General features: G+C 46.0%; 10 protein-coding genes. 6 read left to right on the top strand and 4 right to left on the bottom strand.

Annotation, left to right across the window (positions count from 1 at the left end):
• Positions 1-100: 100 nt before the first annotated feature.
• The gene (locus Q1A18_RS14995; RefSeq protein ID WP_299582275.1) at positions 101-445 is read left to right on the top strand and encodes a translation initiation factor; all 345 of its coding nucleotides are present in this window, start codon (positions 101-103) and stop codon (positions 443-445) included.
• A gap of 242 nt (positions 446-687) precedes the next feature.
• On the opposite strand, the gene Q1A18_RS14990 is transcribed toward Q1A18_RS14995, so the two are convergent.
• Entirely contained in the window at positions 688-2238 is a 1551-nt protein-coding gene (locus tag Q1A18_RS14990) for a GH3 auxin-responsive promoter family protein (protein WP_299582273.1), read from the bottom strand.
• A gap of 290 nt (positions 2239-2528) precedes the next feature.
• Here Q1A18_RS14990 and Q1A18_RS14985 point away from each other — a divergent pair, with 290 nt between their 5' ends.
• A complete protein-coding gene (locus Q1A18_RS14985; protein ID WP_299582271.1) occupies positions 2529-2732 on the top strand; it encodes a transglycosylase in 204 nt (67 codons plus the stop codon).
• 55 nt (positions 2733-2787) lie between these two features.
• On the opposite strand, the gene Q1A18_RS14980 is transcribed toward Q1A18_RS14985, so the two are convergent.
• The 3 genes from Q1A18_RS14980 to Q1A18_RS14970 form a co-directional block, all read right to left on the bottom strand.
• Positions 2788-3009 carry a hypothetical protein gene (locus Q1A18_RS14980; protein ID WP_299582270.1) on the bottom strand — a complete coding sequence of 74 codons (222 nt, stop codon included), beginning with the start codon at positions 3007-3009 and terminating at the stop codon, positions 2788-2790.
• 219 nt (positions 3010-3228) lie between these two features.
• A complete protein-coding gene (locus tag Q1A18_RS14975) occupies positions 3229-4149 on the bottom strand; it encodes a YihY/virulence factor BrkB family protein (protein ID WP_299582268.1) in 921 nt (306 codons plus the stop codon).
• A gap of 1 nt (position 4150) precedes the next feature.
• A complete protein-coding gene (locus tag Q1A18_RS14970) occupies positions 4151-5251 on the bottom strand; it encodes an AI-2E family transporter (RefSeq protein WP_299582266.1) in 1101 nt (366 codons plus the stop codon).
• Between the two features lie 380 nt (positions 5252-5631).
• Here Q1A18_RS14970 and bamA point away from each other — a divergent pair, with 380 nt between their 5' ends.
• The 4 genes from bamA to Q1A18_RS14950 all read left to right on the top strand — a co-directional run bounded on the left by bamA (position 5632) and on the right by Q1A18_RS14950 (position 17598).
• A complete protein-coding gene (bamA, locus tag Q1A18_RS14965) occupies positions 5632-7464 on the top strand; it encodes an outer membrane protein assembly factor BamA (protein WP_299582264.1) in 1833 nt (610 codons plus the stop codon).
• A gap of 17 nt (positions 7465-7481) precedes the next feature.
• Entirely contained in the window at positions 7482-11366 is a 3885-nt protein-coding gene (locus tag Q1A18_RS14960; protein ID WP_299582262.1) for a translocation/assembly module TamB domain-containing protein, read from the top strand.
• 710 nt (positions 11367-12076) lie between these two features.
• Positions 12077-14479, top strand: a complete 2403-nt coding sequence (locus Q1A18_RS14955; protein WP_299582260.1) for a glycoside hydrolase family 95 protein — start codon at positions 12077-12079, stop codon at positions 14477-14479.
• 2018 nt (positions 14480-16497) lie between these two features.
• Positions 16498-17598: a hypothetical protein gene (locus Q1A18_RS14950; protein ID WP_299582258.1), complete on the top strand. Its 1101-nt coding sequence runs from the start codon at positions 16498-16500 to the stop codon at positions 17596-17598.
• Positions 17599-19033: the final 1435 nt, after the last annotated feature.

The following is a 19033-nucleotide window of genomic DNA, read 5'->3' as shown; positions in this document are numbered from 1 at the left end:
GGCTCCTAAAGGTTCAAAAAATCAAAATAAAAAGAATGAAGGGCTGTCGGCGGTCATCCGTTTTTTCTTGTTATTTTTGAGGGAATAAAGGCAAAAGATTATGGCAAAAGATTGGAAAGAGCGTTTGGGAGTGGTTTATTCAACCAATCCTGATTTTGGCTATAGCAAGGAGGAGGACTCGGAGCAGGAAACACTGGCACCGGGCAAGCAGGATTTGCGGGTGAGCCTGGACAAGAAAAACCGCAAAGGCAAGGCCGTAACCTTGGTGACGGGTTTTGTTGGACAGGAAGATGATCTGAAAGCCTTGGGCAAACTGCTGAAGTCGAAATGTGGTGTTGGCGGTTCAACCAAGGATGGAGAAATTATGGTGCAAGGCGATTTTCGCGATCAGGTTATGCAAATTCTTCAAAAAGAAGGCTACAAGGTGAAACGTTCCGGAGGCTAGCGCTTAGCCAGACAGAGACGATTGGAGCCGGTATAAAAAATGAAAACAGGCTGGTGGAAACTCCTCCTGCCTGTTATCAGATCTAACTAAACCAACTAAATACTCAATTAACCTTTTCTCCACTCAAATCATTTATCAAATTTGTTTTCATGTGACTTGTTCTTTTAAGTGATTTTAATTTGTTTGTTTCATTTTAGACCGAAAAAATGACCTGAAATATTGATTTTATTTTTGGTTGATTTCTAAGTTATTGATTTGTAGTTGTTTTTGGACGTCCATTGTTTGACGAAATTTTCCCATTCCCTGAAGCGTTTTTGATCCATCACCCGTTCCATTTTCACCTGCCCCCCTTTTTTCTGTTGGTCAGCATTCCAATCCAGAAAGCACGATTTGGGCAGGGTATGCACCTGCACACCTTTAAGCGCTTTGGAGCGGGCCACCCGGTAGTTCTTATTGACTTGCTTAAGCCTGTTATCCAGCGCTTCGGCCAAGTGTTGCGGGTCAACCGGACTATCGCAGGCCAGGTACCAAACATGGTGAAACTGGCCATCAATTCGAATGGCCGAAAGGGTAAACTCCGGAATTTTAATGTCGAACAGGTCTTCCAGTTCCAGGATGGCCCGGTTCATTTTATCGACAGAAAGTTGGGAGCCAACGACATTCATAAAAAACTTGGTTCGCCCCGTGATCCGGATTTCTGCCCGGTCAACGTTGGTAAACGCGATGGTATCTCCAATCATGTAGCGCCATAAACCGGATACGGTACTGATCACCAATACATATTCCACTCCTTCTTCCACTTCAGTCAGGTTCAGCGCAGGAGCATCGGCTTTCAGAGTTCCTTCATCGGTCATGTTTTCCGGCGTAAACGGTACAAATTCAAAATAGATCCCATTGTCTACCAACAGTTTCATGGAGCGGGTATCCGGACGTTCCTGAAAAGCGATGAAGCCTTCCGATGCAAAATAGGTGTCGATGATGGTAATCGGGTGGGCCAGCAAGGCGTTGAATGTTTTTTCGTAGGGCTCGAAGGCCACGCCTCCGGTGGTATACACTTGCAGGTTGGGCCAAATGTCGTGAATGGTATTGACGCCGTGGTAATCAATCACCCTTTTTAGCATGAGCTGCAGCCAGGAAGGGATGCCGCTTAATGCCCCAATATCCCAGTCGCGGGCGCGTTTGGCTATTTCAAGAACCCGCTCATCCCAGTCGTTGATTCTTGAAATCTCTTCCCCGGGACGGTAAAATCCTTTAAACCAGGTAGGAATATTACTGGCACTTATTCCGCTAATTTCACCTTCCAGGTAACCGTTGCGTTCATTGAGTTGGGTCGAGCTGCCAAGCATCAGCACCTCCTTTTCAAAAAAAGTAGCCGGCAAATTGAAGTTGGCCGTTGCCCCAAGTTGTTTAATCCCAGCCAAACGGATGGCATTCAGCATGTCTTCGCTAACGGGTATTCGTTTGCTGCTTTCACCGGTGGTGCCCGAACTTAGCGCAAAGTAGGCTGGCCTTCCCGGCCAGCTTACATTTTCCTCTCCTTGCTGCAGGCGGTGAAACCACGCTTCTTCCATTTGATGGTAGTCAAAATAAGGAATTCGGAAAGCAAAGGCTTCGGCCAGATTTTGGGCATAAAGCAGGTCTCCTAGCCGGTAGTGCTGTCCAAAACGGGTGTCTTTAGCTTTAACAAGCAGCTCGTGCAAAACCTGAAGCTGTTTGGCATGAAAATCAGACTTGGAGCTTACCGCGTAGCTAAGTTCAACGGCCTTTTTTATAATTGTTCCTATAATTGCCATGAGTAATCAAATTGGTTCTTTTTACCGCCTTTGCAAATTGAAAGCCAAAAAATAAATCTCCTGAAAGGCTTGGTTTTAGGCCTTTTTATTGATGAGTTTGTGTGAGGAGTGACGACCTCAGGTTGGGGAAGTTTAGAACCAACTAGCCGAAGAGCCTTCCGGGTTTTAGTTGCTGAAGTTTGAAAGGGAGTCGGGCTTGGTTTTGTTGATTACCTGTGTTTTAGACTATGGCGCGTTAAGTGTGGCATGATTTTGTTGTGAGAGAAGCTTGAACATAAAATCGAATCAAGATGAAAATTGTAGGATCAGTTTTGTTAATATTAGGAATCATTGGTCTTGTTGTGTTTGGAATACAGGCTCTTAATGATTCAGAGACTTTTAGTGTTTTAGGGGCTGAAGTGGCCGTGAGTAAAGCCAATTGGACGCCGGTAATCATTAGCGCTTTTGTATTGCTTGTTGGTTTTGTACTGACTTTAGTGCGCAAAAAGAACTAGTATTTGTATGCAAACCCGTGTGGCTGTTAGTCGCTTGCCCATCCCATAGCAACATTTAATCTCTATTTTCCTGCCTTTTTCGGCCTGTTAATCTGGATTTTATTCCATCGAAGCCGGATACAGCTTTCGTCTCCTTATCCTTTCTGTCAAAAATCAAGGGTAGCAAAGCCGTACCCTGCTTTTTTATTCTCCTCCCCAAGGGTATCGCTTCTATACCCATGGGGAGGAAAGCAATACCCTTGGGGATATACATGATGCAGTTGGGTATGATGACCATCCCCTGTTGCTTTGAGGTTAAAATTATGGGGAGAACGATGATCTCTTAGGGGATATCAATGGTGTACTTGGGTATGATAGATATCCCCTAAGGGATAATGTTGAAAACCTTGGGGAGCAAACCGATACCCAAGGGGAGCAAGAGTATACCCTAAGTTTGGAGAGCTGTATCCTTGGGTTTTATGGCAGAGGTACATGTTGCTCAAGAGGGAAGTCACCATCAGCGTTCAATGGGGGTGATTTCAAACGAAATGGCATAAGAATGGGGCGTGTTGTTGTGCCCATGGAACCTGGAATACTGGCGACTGAGTTGGACGCCAAAGTAAAAGATGAGCGACATGAAGTAGATCCAGAGTAAAATGATGACCAAGGAGCTGGCAGTACCATAAACAGCTCCTAAATTGCTGTTGCTAATGATTAAGCCGACTATGGATTTTCCGATGACAAACAATAAGGCGGTGAAAAAGGCGCCATGCCAGGCCGCACTCCACCGAACTTTTAGGTCGGGCAAAAAACGGTAAATGAGTGCGAAAACCGAGGTGACAATAGCCAGCGAGAAAGCGATATTGACCAGATGGGCGAGGAACACAAAGTCGGGACTGAAATAGGTTTTTAAAAAATCTTTGAGGAGGCTGATGGCCGCATCGACCAGCATGGATGCAAGAAGAACGAAGCCCAGGCACAGAATAACTCCAAATGAAAACAGCCGGTATTTGGCTAGTATGAGGATGCCTTGTTTGAGCTTCGATTTAACTTTCACCCGCCAAATGTAATTGATGGAATCCTGCACCACACTAAACAAGGTTGTGGCCGATATCAGAAAAAATACCCCTCCGATGATGGCACCCACGCCGCTGTTTTCCTTGAGCTGGTAATTTTCAATGGCTTTGGATAGAAACTGGGTGTTTTCTGGTCCGATGAAAAGATTCAACTCTTCAAAAAGTTTGGCGCTCACGGTTTCATCTCCGGTGAAGTGGCCAAACACTGAAATAATAATGATCAGAATTGGTGCCAGGGAAAAAATGGCAAAGTAAGCGGTTGTTGCTGCCAGGTTCACGGGATTGTTCGCGATGAACTGAATCGAGGCTTTGCGGAATACTTGCCAGGTTGATTTCGTTTTTCGCCATACTAACTGTTTCATGTCACTTTCGTTTAATGCGTTTTTTCCAGATACGCTTAACAGAGAGTTGATGCTGATCTACGCCGCGGTCGCTGATCAGAAAGGCGTAAGGTTTGAGTCCATCGATATTACGCATGATAATTTTTAAAATGGCCAGGCAGGGAACAACAATCAGCATGCCTGCCACGCCCCAAATCAGGTTAGCAAACAAAAGGCTCAGAATGATTGATAGCGGATTAATTTTGATGTTGCTGCCAACAATGTTGGGCGTAATCAGGTTATTCTCCAAAAACTGAATGACACTAAAAAGGATGAAGATTTGTAAAATGGGCTCAAAAGGATTGGCTGAAGTCAGTAATACGTAGAGAATAGGAATTAAGCCGCCAATAAAAGTACCAATGTAGGGAATCAGGTTTAATACAGCAGCCAGAATTCCAAATGCAATAGCGTTGGGAATACCAATGATTAGTAGTCCTGTAGAATTCAGAATGGCTAAAATTAATACCACAATGAGCAGCCCGCTCATGTATTTCGTTGTTATCGTGGAAACTTCCCGCATAATGTGCAGGGCCTTTGCCTTATTGTCTCGGCCAACAATTCTGAAAATGAAATGAGCCGTTTTCGTTCGGTAAAACAGCAAGAAGAAAGTATAAAACGGAAGCAGTCCCAACAAGATAAGCGTGTTGGTTGTCATGGCAAACAAGCTGCCAACAGCGGATTGCCAGGAAGAAAACAAGCTGTCAGTAGCCTTGGTAAGGTAATGATCCATGGTGACCGGATTGATGCCTGCTTTTATTTCAAGCATATGTTGTACGGTATCAATTTTGGCATCCATCTGTGTTTTCAACTCGCTCAGGTTGATGGTCATGTTCGAAAGTTTAGCCGATATGAACAGACCAGCAGTCATCAAAATCAATAGGGTGACAAGAAGAACTACAACAATAGACAGTCCGCGGTGAACACCCCGCTTTTCAATGGCCCAAACCAACGGATAAATGGTGTAGGCAAGAAAGATGCTGATGGCTAAAGGAATCAGAATGTCCTTGGCCAGAATCAGGACAATGAAAAAGATTGTTAAGATGAATAGCTGTGCTGCAAACCGGATTAGTGCTTGATTTTTCATGGCTCGTTTGTTAAACGTAAGACAAAACAGAAAGAATTGTGCCAATCCCTTGAGTTCGGTTAAAATGCTTTCAATAACTTGCTTCAGGAAATGCGGCTGCGCTGAGAATCCCCGTTTTTGGGGAAGGGTGTAGAATTTTATCCCCGAACAAAATGCCTTATGCGGGCAAGTAAATGGATCGGAAAACTGGAACAAAATTGGTAATGCTGGTCATTGTTAGCCGGAAGTGAACAAAAACAGCAAATTTTTTTTTTATGATCAGACAATTACTCTAAATTGCCAGAATAAACCAGGCGACAGGTCTTGCCCTGAATACTCAGGTTGCTTTTAGGTGAAGCGAAACAGGCCGTCGGCCTACGGGAAGGATGAATGGTTGGAATATGATTAAAACATGTTGGTTAATTGGTATTTTTTGGATTAGCTGTTCCTTGGGATTGAGGTTGGCAGCTCAGGAGAACTATGAAGTGCGCAATGTGAGCTTTCATGGCAATAAGACCCTGGAGGAAGATTTCCTGCTCGATCAGCTGGCCTTAAAAAAAGTGTCCTACGTGGAGAAACTGATCACGAAAGCCACCCCTTTCCTGTACAGCCAGCGTTTGGTTGATCTTGATATGGAACGCCTGCGACGAATATACCAGAGTGAAGGTTTTTTGAACACCCGGGTTTCGCTGGCTCCGCTGGAAATCAACGAAAAAAAGCGAACGGTTAAGGTTGTCGTGCAGATTGAAGAAGGAGAACCGGTGCTGGCCGATAGTGTGGTGATTCGGAGTACCCGTGAAACCCCCAGGATCGATAAGGACTCGCTGACCAGGAAGGTTTTCAAGGAGATGAAATTGCTGAAGGGCAAGCGCTTTCGGGATGAGTGGATTCAACAGGATTTGCAGGTGATTGAAAACGCTTTTCGAAACCTGGGCTATGCCTATGTGAAGGTAGACTATGCTTTAAATCTGAAGCCGGAGCAATTGAAAACCGGCATTGTTTATTCGGTTGATCCGGGACCGGTTAGTCAGTTTGGCGAAACAAGGGTTCAGGGAAATAAACATGTTGATGAGGCTCTTATCCGCAAACAACTTAACTACAAAGAAGGCGAGTTATACAATAAATCCCTCTTGACCGAGACTCGTGAAGACCTGTATTTTTTGCAGCTGTTTCGTGTCGTTTCGGTTTTACCGCAAAAGGATGCAAGCACCGAAAAGAACCCAATTCCTGTTTTTCTATACGTGGAAGAAGCTCCGCGCTTAAGTACCCGGGTGGGAGTGGGCTATGGCACCGAAGATAAGTTTCGGACTTTTCTGGATCTCAATTACCTGGGCTTTTTGGGAAGCGCCCGGCGCATTAATCTGTATGCCAAGCATTCGGCTCTTGAGCCTTATCATGTAAGCTTGAAATGGATTCAGCCTCAGTTTATCGGAACGAAAAGTACCATCTCGCTCAATCCGTTTATAAGCCGGAATTCGGAACCGGGCTATGAAACCCGCACCTATGGACTTAATGTGCCAGTGACCTATCATTTTAACAAGCATCTGAACAGCACGGCCACCTATTACTATGAAAAAGTAAAGCAGCGAGTGGAAGAGGGCGATCTGGAACCCATTGGCGTGGAAGGCGATCAATTTACCTATACGAAGTCGGGTGTTTTGCTGAGTGCTGTGTTTGATAATTCCACCCCTAAATTTACACCCCGTCAGGGCTTTAACTTTTCCTTGGGGCTTAAGGTGAATGGCCGTGTTTTTGGCGGCGATTTCAACTACACCCGGCTTTGGGCTGATGCACGGCATTACCAGAAAATGGGCCGTTTTGTCCTGGCTCTTCGGCTGATGGCTGGTGGAATCAACTCCATTGATAGTCATGGTTTTATTCCGGTTGAGGATCGGTTCTACTCCGGTGGAAGTAATTCAGTACGAGGCTGGAACCGGTCGGAGCTGGGGCCTAAGCGGGAGAGTGGCACGCCCTTGGGAGGTAATAGTATTTTGGAAAGCAATATTGAGGTGCGCTATCCGCTGTTTTGGCGGTTTAGCGGGGTGGCTTTCCTGGATGCCGGAAATGTGTGGCAACAAGCCTACACCTACAAGTTGAACGATCTGGCCTATGCGGCCGGAGGTGGTTTGCGCATCGATACACCCATTGGTCCGGTGCGGCTGGATTTGGGTTTCCCGGTATGGAACGAAAAGCGCAGTCCACAATTTTTCATTAGTGTGGGGCAGGCCTTTTAGAAAGAACGAATTGGAGCATGAGAAAAGTGATCAGATATAGTTTGCGACTGCTGGGATATTTTTTCCTTATAATCTTGCTGCTTGTGCTGTTGGCGGGCTTGCTTATTCAACCCAGACCTGTGAAACAGAAACTGGCCCGTGTGGCTGGAGAGCAGGTTTCTGCAGTTCTCAATGGGCAACTGAGCATTGGCCGTTTAGAGGGGAACTATTTTACCAACCTGCGCCTGGAAAAGATTTTACTGTTGCAGGAGCAGGATACGGTGGCTTTCATTGAGGAACTATCGCTGGATTACAGCCTGTGGCCTTTGCTGAATCAGCAGTTGCAGGTTCATCAAATACGAATCAGTCAGCCTTATTTTTATTTGAAGCAGGAAGCTGACTCGAGCTGGAACGTACAGCATCTGGCTAAGCCAACAGCAGAGGAAGCTGATACTGACACGACGAGCTCGTCAAGTGCCTTTTCCGTTGAAATTGCCCGATTTGACCTGGTGGATGCCCGGATTCAGATTGACGCGGCGGATACCATTATTCCCCGTAGCATTGATCAGCTAAATGCGGGCCTGAGCCTGACATTCTCTTCCGAAAAGCAGCAGCTGAACCTGAGTCAGTTGTCGTTTAAAACCCAAAGCCCCTCTTTGGAATTGCAGCAACTGGCGTTTCAGCTTAACCGAAATTCAGAGACAACCAGCCTCAGGAACCTCCGGATCAAGACCGCCCGCAATCAACTGAGTGGACAAGGTCGGCTGGCGGAAAAGACCAGTAAGGAGGGGAGTGTTCAACTGACTACGGAGCCTCTGAATCTGCAGGAGTTTGAATTCCTCCTGCCCGGGCTAAACTTGCCGGCCAGCCCGGTTTTTTCCCTCGATGCTTCCATGGAAGAAGGAGGCGGCACGGCCAGTTTGGAGTTGTTGGATGGCAAGCAGCAGATTCATCTGGATGTACACGCCCCTAACCTAGGAGCTTTTCTGTTCGAACAGGCAGATGTTCCGTTGGAGTATGAACTGGAGAGCCAGCTTACGCAACTGGATTTGGCTTACTGGCTGGGCGAGGCTTTTGCAAATTACCTGATTGATGGGCAACTTCGGCTGAACGGCCGGGGAACGGATCCTAAAACGGCGCAGGTAGAACTGGACGGTCAGTTTAACGATCTGCTGCTTGCCGGACACTCGCTGGCGGACTTATCGTTTGGCTTTGAGCTGAATGGCGGACACCTGCGTGGGAGGATGCAGGGCGAGGGGGCGTTTGGAAGTTTTCAGCTGCAGCCGGATATCCGCCACTTGCTGGATGAGCCGGTTTATGGCATTGGTTTGCAGGTGACTCATCTAAACCTGGCGCCCCTGGCCGGAAACGACAGCCTGCAGTCGGATCTCAATTTAACGGCGCAGCTCGAAGGGCGTGGTTTCGATCCGAAAAAGATGCAGGTGCAAGGGCGTATAGCTATGCAACCGTCTTCTTTTCAAAGCATGCAGCTCGATAGCCTGCTGGCTGAACTGACGTATGAAAATGAAAATGTGCTGATCGATTCCTTGGTTTTCAATATTGACGAAATGCAGCTTACGGCACGGGGAAATTATAGTCTGAATGCTGCATCGGACCTTTTGCTGGCTGTTTCGTTTGACGGGCTGAATGGGTTGAAAAGCTATTTGCCGGTGGATAGCCTGTTTGCCAGTGGACAGCTGCAGGCGCATTTGTGGGGGATGCCCGACTCGCTCAATCTGGAGTCAACCCTGGAGGTGAACAACACCTTGTATCAAACGATCAACCTGAAACGCCTGGAGGTGGACGCACGCGGGGTGCTTTCTAAAGCGGACACAACGGTACAGGCAAGTGTGCGAGCCTATCAGTTGACGCAGGATCAGCTTCAGGTGGATTCCCTGACTTTGGATGCCCGGGCTACTCCGGATTCAGTTTGGGTGGATGGACGTGTGGTGGCCGAAAAGCTGATTAGCGGCTGGCAAGCCGGGGTGAAGCTGGGCGATCAGTTGCGCCTGAGTTTGGCCGATTGGTGGATTGACTTTGGGGAGGAGCACTGGAGCTTGCAAAATGCACCGACTCTTTTTGAAATGGACTCCGTCAATTATCGGTTGAACTCCTTTAAAATGGCTTCGGACGCTAGTGATTCGAGCCAGTATGTGATGGCACAGGGGCAGATCAGCCGCCAGGGAGAGGAAGATTTTACGCTGGATATTGGCAACATCGACTTAACGCGCTTGTTGGCTTTGGTGGATCAGGAAGTACCCGCCTCGGGTACCATTCAGGCTAAGCTGAAAGTGTCAGGAACGGCAGATGCTCCGCTGCTTCAGGGACAGTTCGGCTTGGAAAATGCGCTGCTGAACGATTATCGGTTTACCCAGTTTGGCGGCAGTTTCAATTATGCCCAAAACCTTCTGGGGATGGAGGTGCAGCTGGTTCCTCAGGATAGCGGAACGATCGCGTTTACCGGCTCGGTGCCTTTGGGGCTGCGACTGGATAGCATGACGGTTGATTTTAGTTCGAAAGAAGCTGTTCAGGCTAAGCTGACCATTGATAAGTTTCCCTTGGCCATCTTGCAAACACTGGACTTTGGGCAGGAAATTGCGGGTTATATTGAAGGCCGGGTGGATGCCAAAGGTACGCTGGAGTCACCCGATCTGAGGGGAGGTTTGCAGTTGCAAAACGCATCACTTCGGATGCCTGATTATGGGGTGGACTACCCCGAAATTCGCTTCGGAATTAAGTTTGAAGAGGAAGAAGTGCTGCTCGACACCTTGCTGATTCGCTCGAAGGATGGTAAGTTGACGGGGTCGGGACAGATTGGCTTTAGTTCTGACTTTTACAAAGGTGATATTCGCGACTCACGCGTCAAGCTGTTGTTTGATCGGTTTAATCCGGTTAACCATAAGCAGTTTAACATGCAGGTTTCGGGGCAGGCGAGTCTCGAAGGAAACAAAGAGGATGTGCAATTTGATGGCGATCTGAATATTCCGAAGAGTGAGCTTTACTTACCTGCCATTTTTAACCTGATGGGGAAAATGACAGAACCTGAATTGCCTCAGCCAATTTTGATGCGGGAGCTGGAGCGAATGGAACAAACGAAGAGCGACTCGCTGCCTACAGCTGTCGTTGATTTCCAACCCAAAGACACCTTAAGTTTTGATTACTTTGATAACCTGACGGGGGAAGTGCGCTTAAAAATTCCGAAGAATACCTGGATCAAGAGTGAAGATATGCACATTGAATTGTCGGGAGACCTGAAAATGATTAAGCACCGCGACTTTTTTGAACTGTTTGGAACGGTTGATGTGGTGCGCGGACAGTACGATTTGTTTGGGCGTACCTTCATGATTGAATCCGGAACCATCAGCTTTCAGGGAGGCGAGGAGCTGATGCCACAAATGAATATTACAGCCAATTATGTTTTCCGAAATGCGGAGCGTATTCAGCAAAAACTGCAAGTGGTCATTAGCGGGACGGCAGAGGAGCCTGCGGTGAACTTCACCCTGGATGGTAGCAGTATTACGGAAGGCGATGCGCTGTCCTACATTCTATTTGGCCGAAGTATGAATGAGCTAACCATGGATCAGCAGGAGAATGTAAGCGGCGCGGGCAACATGGCCGGGCAGGCCGCAGCGTCCATCCTGTCGTCGCAATTAACCAACTTTTTGGGCAATAAGCTGAATGTGGATTACATTGAAGTGAAAAGCGAAGGCAACTTTGAAAATGCCACCGTGGTAGTGGGCAAGTACCTGACCAACGACTTGTTTGTAAGTTATGAACAGCGCTTTGGAGAAACCAACCAGAAAGATATGGCCAAATACGAGGTGAGACTCGAGTATGAGCTTTTTCGTTTCTTGTTCTTCCAGCTCAACAACTCGTCGAACGACAGTGGTTTTGATATGATCTTTAAGTTTACCGGGGAGTAGTTTCAGTTGACAGTTGTCAGTTTGGTACTCGTTACTCAGTTCTCGCTACTCTAGGGCTGTTAAAATTAACTGCCGGTTTTTTCGGATACTCAGCTATTCGGATTCTGCGTGAGTTCGTACGTTCATGCCTTCATTGATCTTGTCCTTTTGGCTTAATCCAAAAGAACGAAAAGATCAAGGCGGACGATGCTTTTGAACGAAAACGACGGATCTGTCACTCCCCGAAAACCAACTCCTCCCGCTGGTCGTCAAACAGGGTTTTCTTAGCAGGTCCTGCGCGGATTCCTTCCCTTGTTTTCTGTTTCAAAACCCTCGTAGGCCAAGCTTTCCACCTGGCGGTGAAGTGGGGGAAGCAGGTTTTGCGCCTTCGCGGTAAAGTACTCGCTACTCAATTCTCGCTCCTTTGCGGTTAAAATTGATTATTGGATGTTTTGAATGTGCCTGACTTCGTGCGTTCATACGTTCGTGACTTCTTGTATTTGCTTCTTGATTATTTAGAATTATGATGAATTATTTTGAAAGAAGCCTCGGAATAAATGGCATTGAGATAGATTTTGATAACTTGTGGGGCTAAATTAACCGACCGAATAGCGGAATTCGAAAGAGAAATTAAACCAATGTGTTAGAACAATACCGAGCATGTTTAGAAATAATATGGTGCGTCATTTTTGGACGTTGTTAACAGGTATTGTTAATAAAAGAAAAAGAACATGATGAAAAGAAACCTACGTTTGGGTGTATGGTTACCGGTGCTGGCCATATGCTTATTGACAGCTTGCAGTAAAAGCACGAACAGTCCAGCGAATAAGGACCATGTGTTGTGGTACCAGCAACCTGCGTCCGATTGGTTCGAGGCATTACCCCTGGGAAATGGGAAACTGGGAGCAATGGTGCATGGCGCCCCCGAAAAAGAAAAACTTCAGTTGAATGAGGAGGCCTTGTGGGGAGGTTGCCCCGAAGACCCGATACCTGAAAATGCCCAAGTTCATTACGCGAAATTTCAGGAGCTCAACTTGGCGGGCCAGTATGACCAGGCCTTGGAGTATGGTATGCAGCATCTGGCAGTTTCTCCCACTTCCATCCGATCTTATCAAACGCTGGGTGATTTATTCATCACATTTGGTCAGCACCAAAATGCGGAAGAATACAAGCGTGAGCTGAATTTACAAACGGGCATAAGCACCGTTCAATACCAAATTGCGGGCAAGCGGTTTATTCGAGAATCGTTTATTTCAACCAAGTACAACACCCTATTCTATCACTTTAAAAGCCTGGACGGTGAGCCCGTAACTAGTGAGCTGAACTTTGAACGGGAAACGGATGTCAAGCAATTCGTAAAAGGTAACCAACTGATTATTGACGGGCAGATTTTTGACGATCCGAATGGCTATGATGATAATCCGGGAGGCTCGGGTGAAGGCGGTTATCATCTTAAGTTTGCGGGAATGGTATCCGTGAAAAACCAAAACGGAGAATTGACTTCGGCAGGCAATCAACTGATTGTTGAAAACGCGGATGAGTTTACAGTTCTGGTTACTGCGGCAACCGACTATAATGCCGACCTTATGAATTTTGACCGGACGATTGATCCTTTCGCACTTTGTGAGCAATCGATTGAAATGGCTTCGGCCATTGATTACGAAAAGGCGAAAGCCGAACACATAGCCAATCATGCTGCCATTATGAACCGGGTACGCTTTGACATTGCGCCTGCCGATGGCGATACCATTCCGACCGACATTCGCTTAGCAAACCTCAAGGAAAGCAAGGAAGACAAGCACCTGACGGAATTGTTTTTCCAGTATGGGCGCTACCTGCTGTTGACCAGTTCGGGCGGCCAATCAGCTCTTCCGGCCAACTTACAGGGAATATGGAACAAGGAAATGTGGGCTGCCTGGGAGTCTGACTTTCATTTAAACATTAACCTGCAAATGAATTATTGGCCCGCCGACGTTTGTAACTTAAGCGAAACCATGCGTCCCTTATCGGCCTTCATGCAAAACCTGTCGGAAAAAGGGAAGGTGACCGCCTCCAAATTTCTGGATACCGAGGGCTGGATGGCGCATCATGTTTCGAACCCCTTTGGACGGACAACGGCCAGCGGTTCTACCAAAGCATCGCAGGTGAACAATGGCTATTGCTTTCCTTTGGCTGGCGCCTGGATGTCAATCACCCTTTGGCGTCATTATGAATTCACGCAGGATCAGGCCTACTTAAAAGACCAGGCTTACCCGGTGTTGAGTGGTGCGGCCCGGTTTATTCTCGATTTCCTGCAGGAAAATGAAAAAGGCGAACTGGTGACGGCTCCTTCTTATTCGCCCGAAAACAGTTACATTGATCCGAAAACCGGGAAGACGCTTCGAAATACAGTGGCGGCCGCCATTGATATTCAGCTTATCCGCGATGTTTTCAACGCTTGTTTGCAGTCCGAAAAAATATTGAATCAGCCAACCGAACTGACCCCTTTGATTACTGATGCGCTTCAAAAGCTGCCCACGATCAAAATTGGCAAGGATGGCACCATTCAGGAATGGTATGAAGATTACGAAGAAGCAGAAGTTGGACACCGGCACATTTCGCACTTGTATGCGTTATACCCGTCCAACCAAATCAATAAGAATACGCCTGAGCTGTTTGAAGCGGCCAAAAAAACCTTGGCCAAACGATTGTCGGCCGGTGGTGGCCAAACCGGATGGAGCCGCGCTTGGATGATTAACTTTTACGCCCGCTTATTTGATGGCGATGAGAGTAATAAACACATTTACCGGCTGATTGAAAAACAAATAAGCCCCAACCTGTTTGACTTACATCCGCCTCATATTTTCCAGATTGACGGCAACCTGGGAGCCACTGCCGGAATTGCAGAGATGCTCCTGCAAAGTCATACCGATGAAATACGCTTGCTGCCCGCCCTGCCTTCCTCCTGGAAAGATGGCGAAGTGAGTGGTTTATGTGCCCGGGGTGGCTTTGAAGTAGCTATGAAATGGGAGAATGGAACGTTGATTGAAGCCTCGCTGCTCTCGAAGAATGGGAATAAGGCCTGCATTAGCTACGAAGGGAAACGAATTGAGCTGGAAACCGAAAAAGGACAAACCTATCGGCTCGAACTTTAATTGACAGAAGGGGCGGTTGAGCTTGTCAGCCTGCCCCGCTGCTTTTGTTAGTTCTCAGTTCCTGAGTTCATCAGTACATATGATGCGTGCCTCCGTGTGTTCCTTTCTTCGCGTTTCCTTGCTGTTAAGGAGAGTGTTGTCAGTTGTCAGTTGTCAGTTTGGTCCTCGTTACTCAGTTCTCGCTACTCTGCGACTATTAGAAGTTGATTGTCAGATCTTCGGATGTTCAGATTGTCAGCTAGTTGAATTGTGCGTGCGTTCGTGCCTTCATTGATCTTGTCCTTTTGGCTTAATCCAAAAGAACGAAAAGATCAAGGCTAACGATGCTTTTGAACGAAAACGACGGATCAGTCACTCCCCGAAAACCAACTCCTCCCGCTGGTCGTCAAACAGGGTTTTCTTAGCAGGTCCTGCGCGGATTCCCTCCCTTGTTTTCTGTTTCAAAACCCTCGTAGGCCAAGCTTTTCACCTGGCGGTGAAGTGGGGGAATTGGGTTTTTAATGTTCCTGAGTACTTAAGTTCACCAGCGGCAAAGGGCATGGGTGATCTTCTTCTGCCTTCTGTCTGATTACTTGATTCTGTATTCTTTGCGGTTAATTAGGAGTGTTGACAGTTGTCAGTTGTCAGTTGTCAGTTGTCAGTTTTCAGTTTGGTACTCGTTACTCAGTTCTCGCTACTCTGCGACTATTAGAAGTTGATTGTCAGATCTTCGGATGCTTAGATTGTCAGCTAGTTGAATTGTGCGTGCGTTCATGCCTTCATTGATCTTGTCCTTTTGGCTTAATCCAAAAGAACGAAAAGATCAAGGCTAACGATGCTTTTGAACGAAAACGACGGATCAGTCACTCCCCGAAAACCAACTCCTCCCGCTGGTCGTCAAACAGGGTTTTCTTAGCAGGGCCTGCGCGGATTCCCTCCCTTGTTTTCTGTTTCAAAACCCTCGTAGGCCAAGCTTTTTACCTGTCGGTGAAGTGGGGGAATTGGGTTTTTAATGTTCCTGAGTACTTAAGTTCACCAGCGGCAAAGGGCATGGGTGATCTTCTTCTGTCTGATTACTTGATTCTGTATTCTTTGCGGTTAATTAGGAGTGTTGTCAGTTGTCAGTTGACGGTTTTCTGTTTGGTACTCGCTACTCTGCGACTGTTAAAACAGACTGCCGGATTTTTAAGAAACTCAGCTATTTAGCTGGTCGGATTCTGCGTGCGTTCCTACGTTCATGCCTTCGTGTGTTCATTAATCTATCCCCAGCTGAAAACAGCTCTTTTTATCCTGAAAGTACCTCTTCCCAGTGGCAAAGTACCTCTTTCTGACACCAAAGTACCCTTTTTTATCGCAAATGTACCCTTTTCTGGTGCCGAAGTACCCCTTTCTGTTACAAGTGGGCCTCTTTTTGTGACAAAACAACCTCTTTGTTTTTGAAATGCACCTGTTTCTGATATTAAGGGAGGTGTTTTTCTGTCAATTTGTATGATTCAAGAGTGGTTTCGTACCATAAAGCACCGGCTGGAACGGATTCGCCCTCCGGTTTCAGTTAAGCAGGGATTTACAGGCTTTAAACGCTTCGTCTTTTAAGCAGGCGATACAAAATGCGGAAGCTTTGGATGAAAGCAGGTTCCTGTGATGGAATGCCAATTAAAGGACATGACCAGGATTCCAATTACTGATCCGCAACTTAATTGTTTAGGTAAAGGGAATTACATGTTCTAAAGAGATGAATTTTCCTTAGTCATCATTTTTTGTCATTAAAAACGACAGACAGCAGGCCTCTCGTTAACACATCGCTCAAGCGAGTGGCCGTTAAGAGCAAAAAACAAGAAAAAGGAAGAACTGGAAAGAACGGTTCAAAAAACATTTATTAAATTTCAATCCTAAATAACACAATGAACACAGCCATTATCAACTATTTAAATGAAACTTTTTCAAAAGAGCTTTTAAACATGATTTATCGCGGATAAAGAATTGATTGGAGCCCATGCACAAAAAAAATACCATTCAAACAAATTATAAAGGTGAATAATATGATAAAAAAACAGCATTATCCTCAGATTATAGTTGTTGCTTTCGTACTGATTTTGGGTATTTGTGCATGCAACTCCAGCAGGAATCACACCGAAAAGATTTTTATCAAAGGTGTATATGGCAATCCGGGTACCTTATTGGATGCCGGCTATACTTTTGACGAATTGGGCCTCAATGCAATAGTTGTCAGAAGCAGTTCACTCAACGATGAATTGTACAATGCCGCACTTGAACAAGGGTGCAAGGTTTTTGTGGAGTTTCCCGTATTACTCGGAAAGCAATATCTTGAAAACAATCCGCACTGTTGGCCGATAGAAGCGAGTGGGGAGCAATCACCCCCTGCTGACTGGTTTATGGGTATCTGCCCTACTTGCCCGGACTTTAAGGCCGATAGAAGGCAGCATCTTCAACGTATTCTTAACCAGTTTAAGGTGGATGGTATTTTTCTTGATTATTTGCATTGGCATGCTCAATTTGAGACTCCCGAACCAATTTTACCTGAAACTTGCTTCTGCGAGCGTTGTACCGGTTTATTTTCGAGTAAATACAATATTGATATTGCGGAGGAAAATATTTCGGATATTTCCAATTATATCTTGTCTTACCATGAAAAGGAATGGAGAGATTGGCGCAGAAGCATATTAACCGAGTGGATAATAGATTTGAAGCAAATTTTAAAAAGTCACCAACCAGAATCCTTATTAGGCTTATTTTATTGCGCTTGGTATCCTGATGAGTATGATTCTGCCCTTTATCGCATAATGGGTATCGATATCCATGACTTTGCCAGAGAAGCTGATGTTTTGGCTCCGATGCTGTTTCATCATATGAAAGATCGTCCTGTTAATTGGATTGGAGAATATACAACTTGGCTGGATTCGTTAACTAACTCAATACGCCCTGAAAACAAGCCAGAAATTTGGCCCATTGTGCAAGCACATAATAGTCCGGGCGAAGTCAGCCCTACTGAATTTCGAGAAGCAATGCTGCAAGGGAGCTCATTTCCTGCTAGCGGAATTATGATGTTTTCGGACAGAGCTTTACTTCAGGACCCACGAAAAATAGACATTATGAGAGAATTCTATTTGGTGGAGCCTTAATAATAATTCAATGAAGATTGAAATCGATCCTTGTTTTCGGTTTCAAAACCCTCGTAGGCCAATCCTTTTCACCTGGCGGCGAAGTGGGCAAATTAAATTCTGTAAGTTGTATGTCTTCGTAATTGATTAGCTTATCGGAAGGCTTGTAAGTACCGGCTTTTCTCCTCCTTTTTGGCCAAGGAGGAGTGGCACCGGTTTACCGGTGACGAGGTGGTTTGCTTATACTCGCTAGTATATGGACCCAGTTCTTTTTCTCATCGTGAAGATGGAAACAGAATCTCTTCAACTACCTGATTAAGGCTGCACAGCTTATTTCAGAACTCGCCCCAAGCCTGCCTTGCAGGCTTTTCCCCTCTCTTTTGAAGAGAGGGGAAGAGTCGGTTTAATCCGCTAGGATTGAAAACGACTCCGGGGAGAGTTTGATTAAAACAAAATCGGTTCCCCAATCACTGTTTACTAAATGATTCTCCTGAGGTGTTTCTTCCTTGGCTCTTTGCCCCATGTGTTCTGCTCTTTTCCATCAAGCAACCTAGTCCTTTTGGCTTGAGTCGAACAGCAAGGGTTCGTTGCTAAATCCATATGCTTGCTTGTCTGAAAAGTTGTCGGTTTGTAATGACTTCGGTGAATCCCAGCTACTCCTTTCTCCTCCTGGCCAGGAGGAGTACTTTCGCCCAACGCGAAAGGGAGGTGGTTGTTGGGCTATTTAATTCGTTTTTCACCTGGCGGTGAAGTGGAGGAAGTACTCAAACTTGTTTTTTGTGTAAAGTGTCCTCCTTTCAATCGAAGTCAGCCACTAATGCCTAACGTTTCCTCTGCTTTTCGTGTGCTTTTTCGTGTTAGGAAAGTCAAAAACGGCTCTTTCTGCCAACTTTAATTGGTAAATGTGTTTACCAGAGCGGTAAATGACCTTACCAGACAGGTAAATGTGTCTACCAGAGAGGTAAATGAGGCTACCAGACAGGTAAATGGGTCTACCAGAGAGGTAGATGTGTTTACCAGAGAAGTAAATGACCTTACCAGAGGGGTTGACATGCCTACCAACGAGGTTTTTGACCCAACCAAGCCATTTTGGGCCCTTTTTATAAAAAAATAGGGCGGAACTGTTCAAAAAGCGGTGTCAGTTGTATCTTTTTTGGCTGAAAATGTGCAAAAAATGGTGTCCATGGTATGGACGTGCGTGTTTTTTGTTTAGAACGAAAATAAAAAGGTGCTTACGGACGCATACATTTTGTAAAGTTTTGTAACTTGATCAACCAAACCTAAAAAAGAAAAAAACAATGACAGTACTAACCAACGGACACCCACCGCACACAATCAGCGTTTTAATCAGTAAAAACACATCTAGCTAAAGCGAATATATCCACAAGACTGTGGATATACAAGTGTTGAACTAAACCCCGCGATGCGGGCTGGGCTTTGATTGTGCAGGAAATGG

Origin of the sequence: uncultured Sunxiuqinia sp. (assembly GCF_947495665.1) — a bacterium.
In the GTDB taxonomy this organism is placed as follows: domain Bacteria; phylum Bacteroidota; class Bacteroidia; order Bacteroidales; family Prolixibacteraceae; genus Sunxiuqinia; species Sunxiuqinia rutila.
The sequence above is the reverse complement of the archived record's forward strand: the minus strand, read 5'-3'. Positions and strand labels throughout refer to the sequence as shown.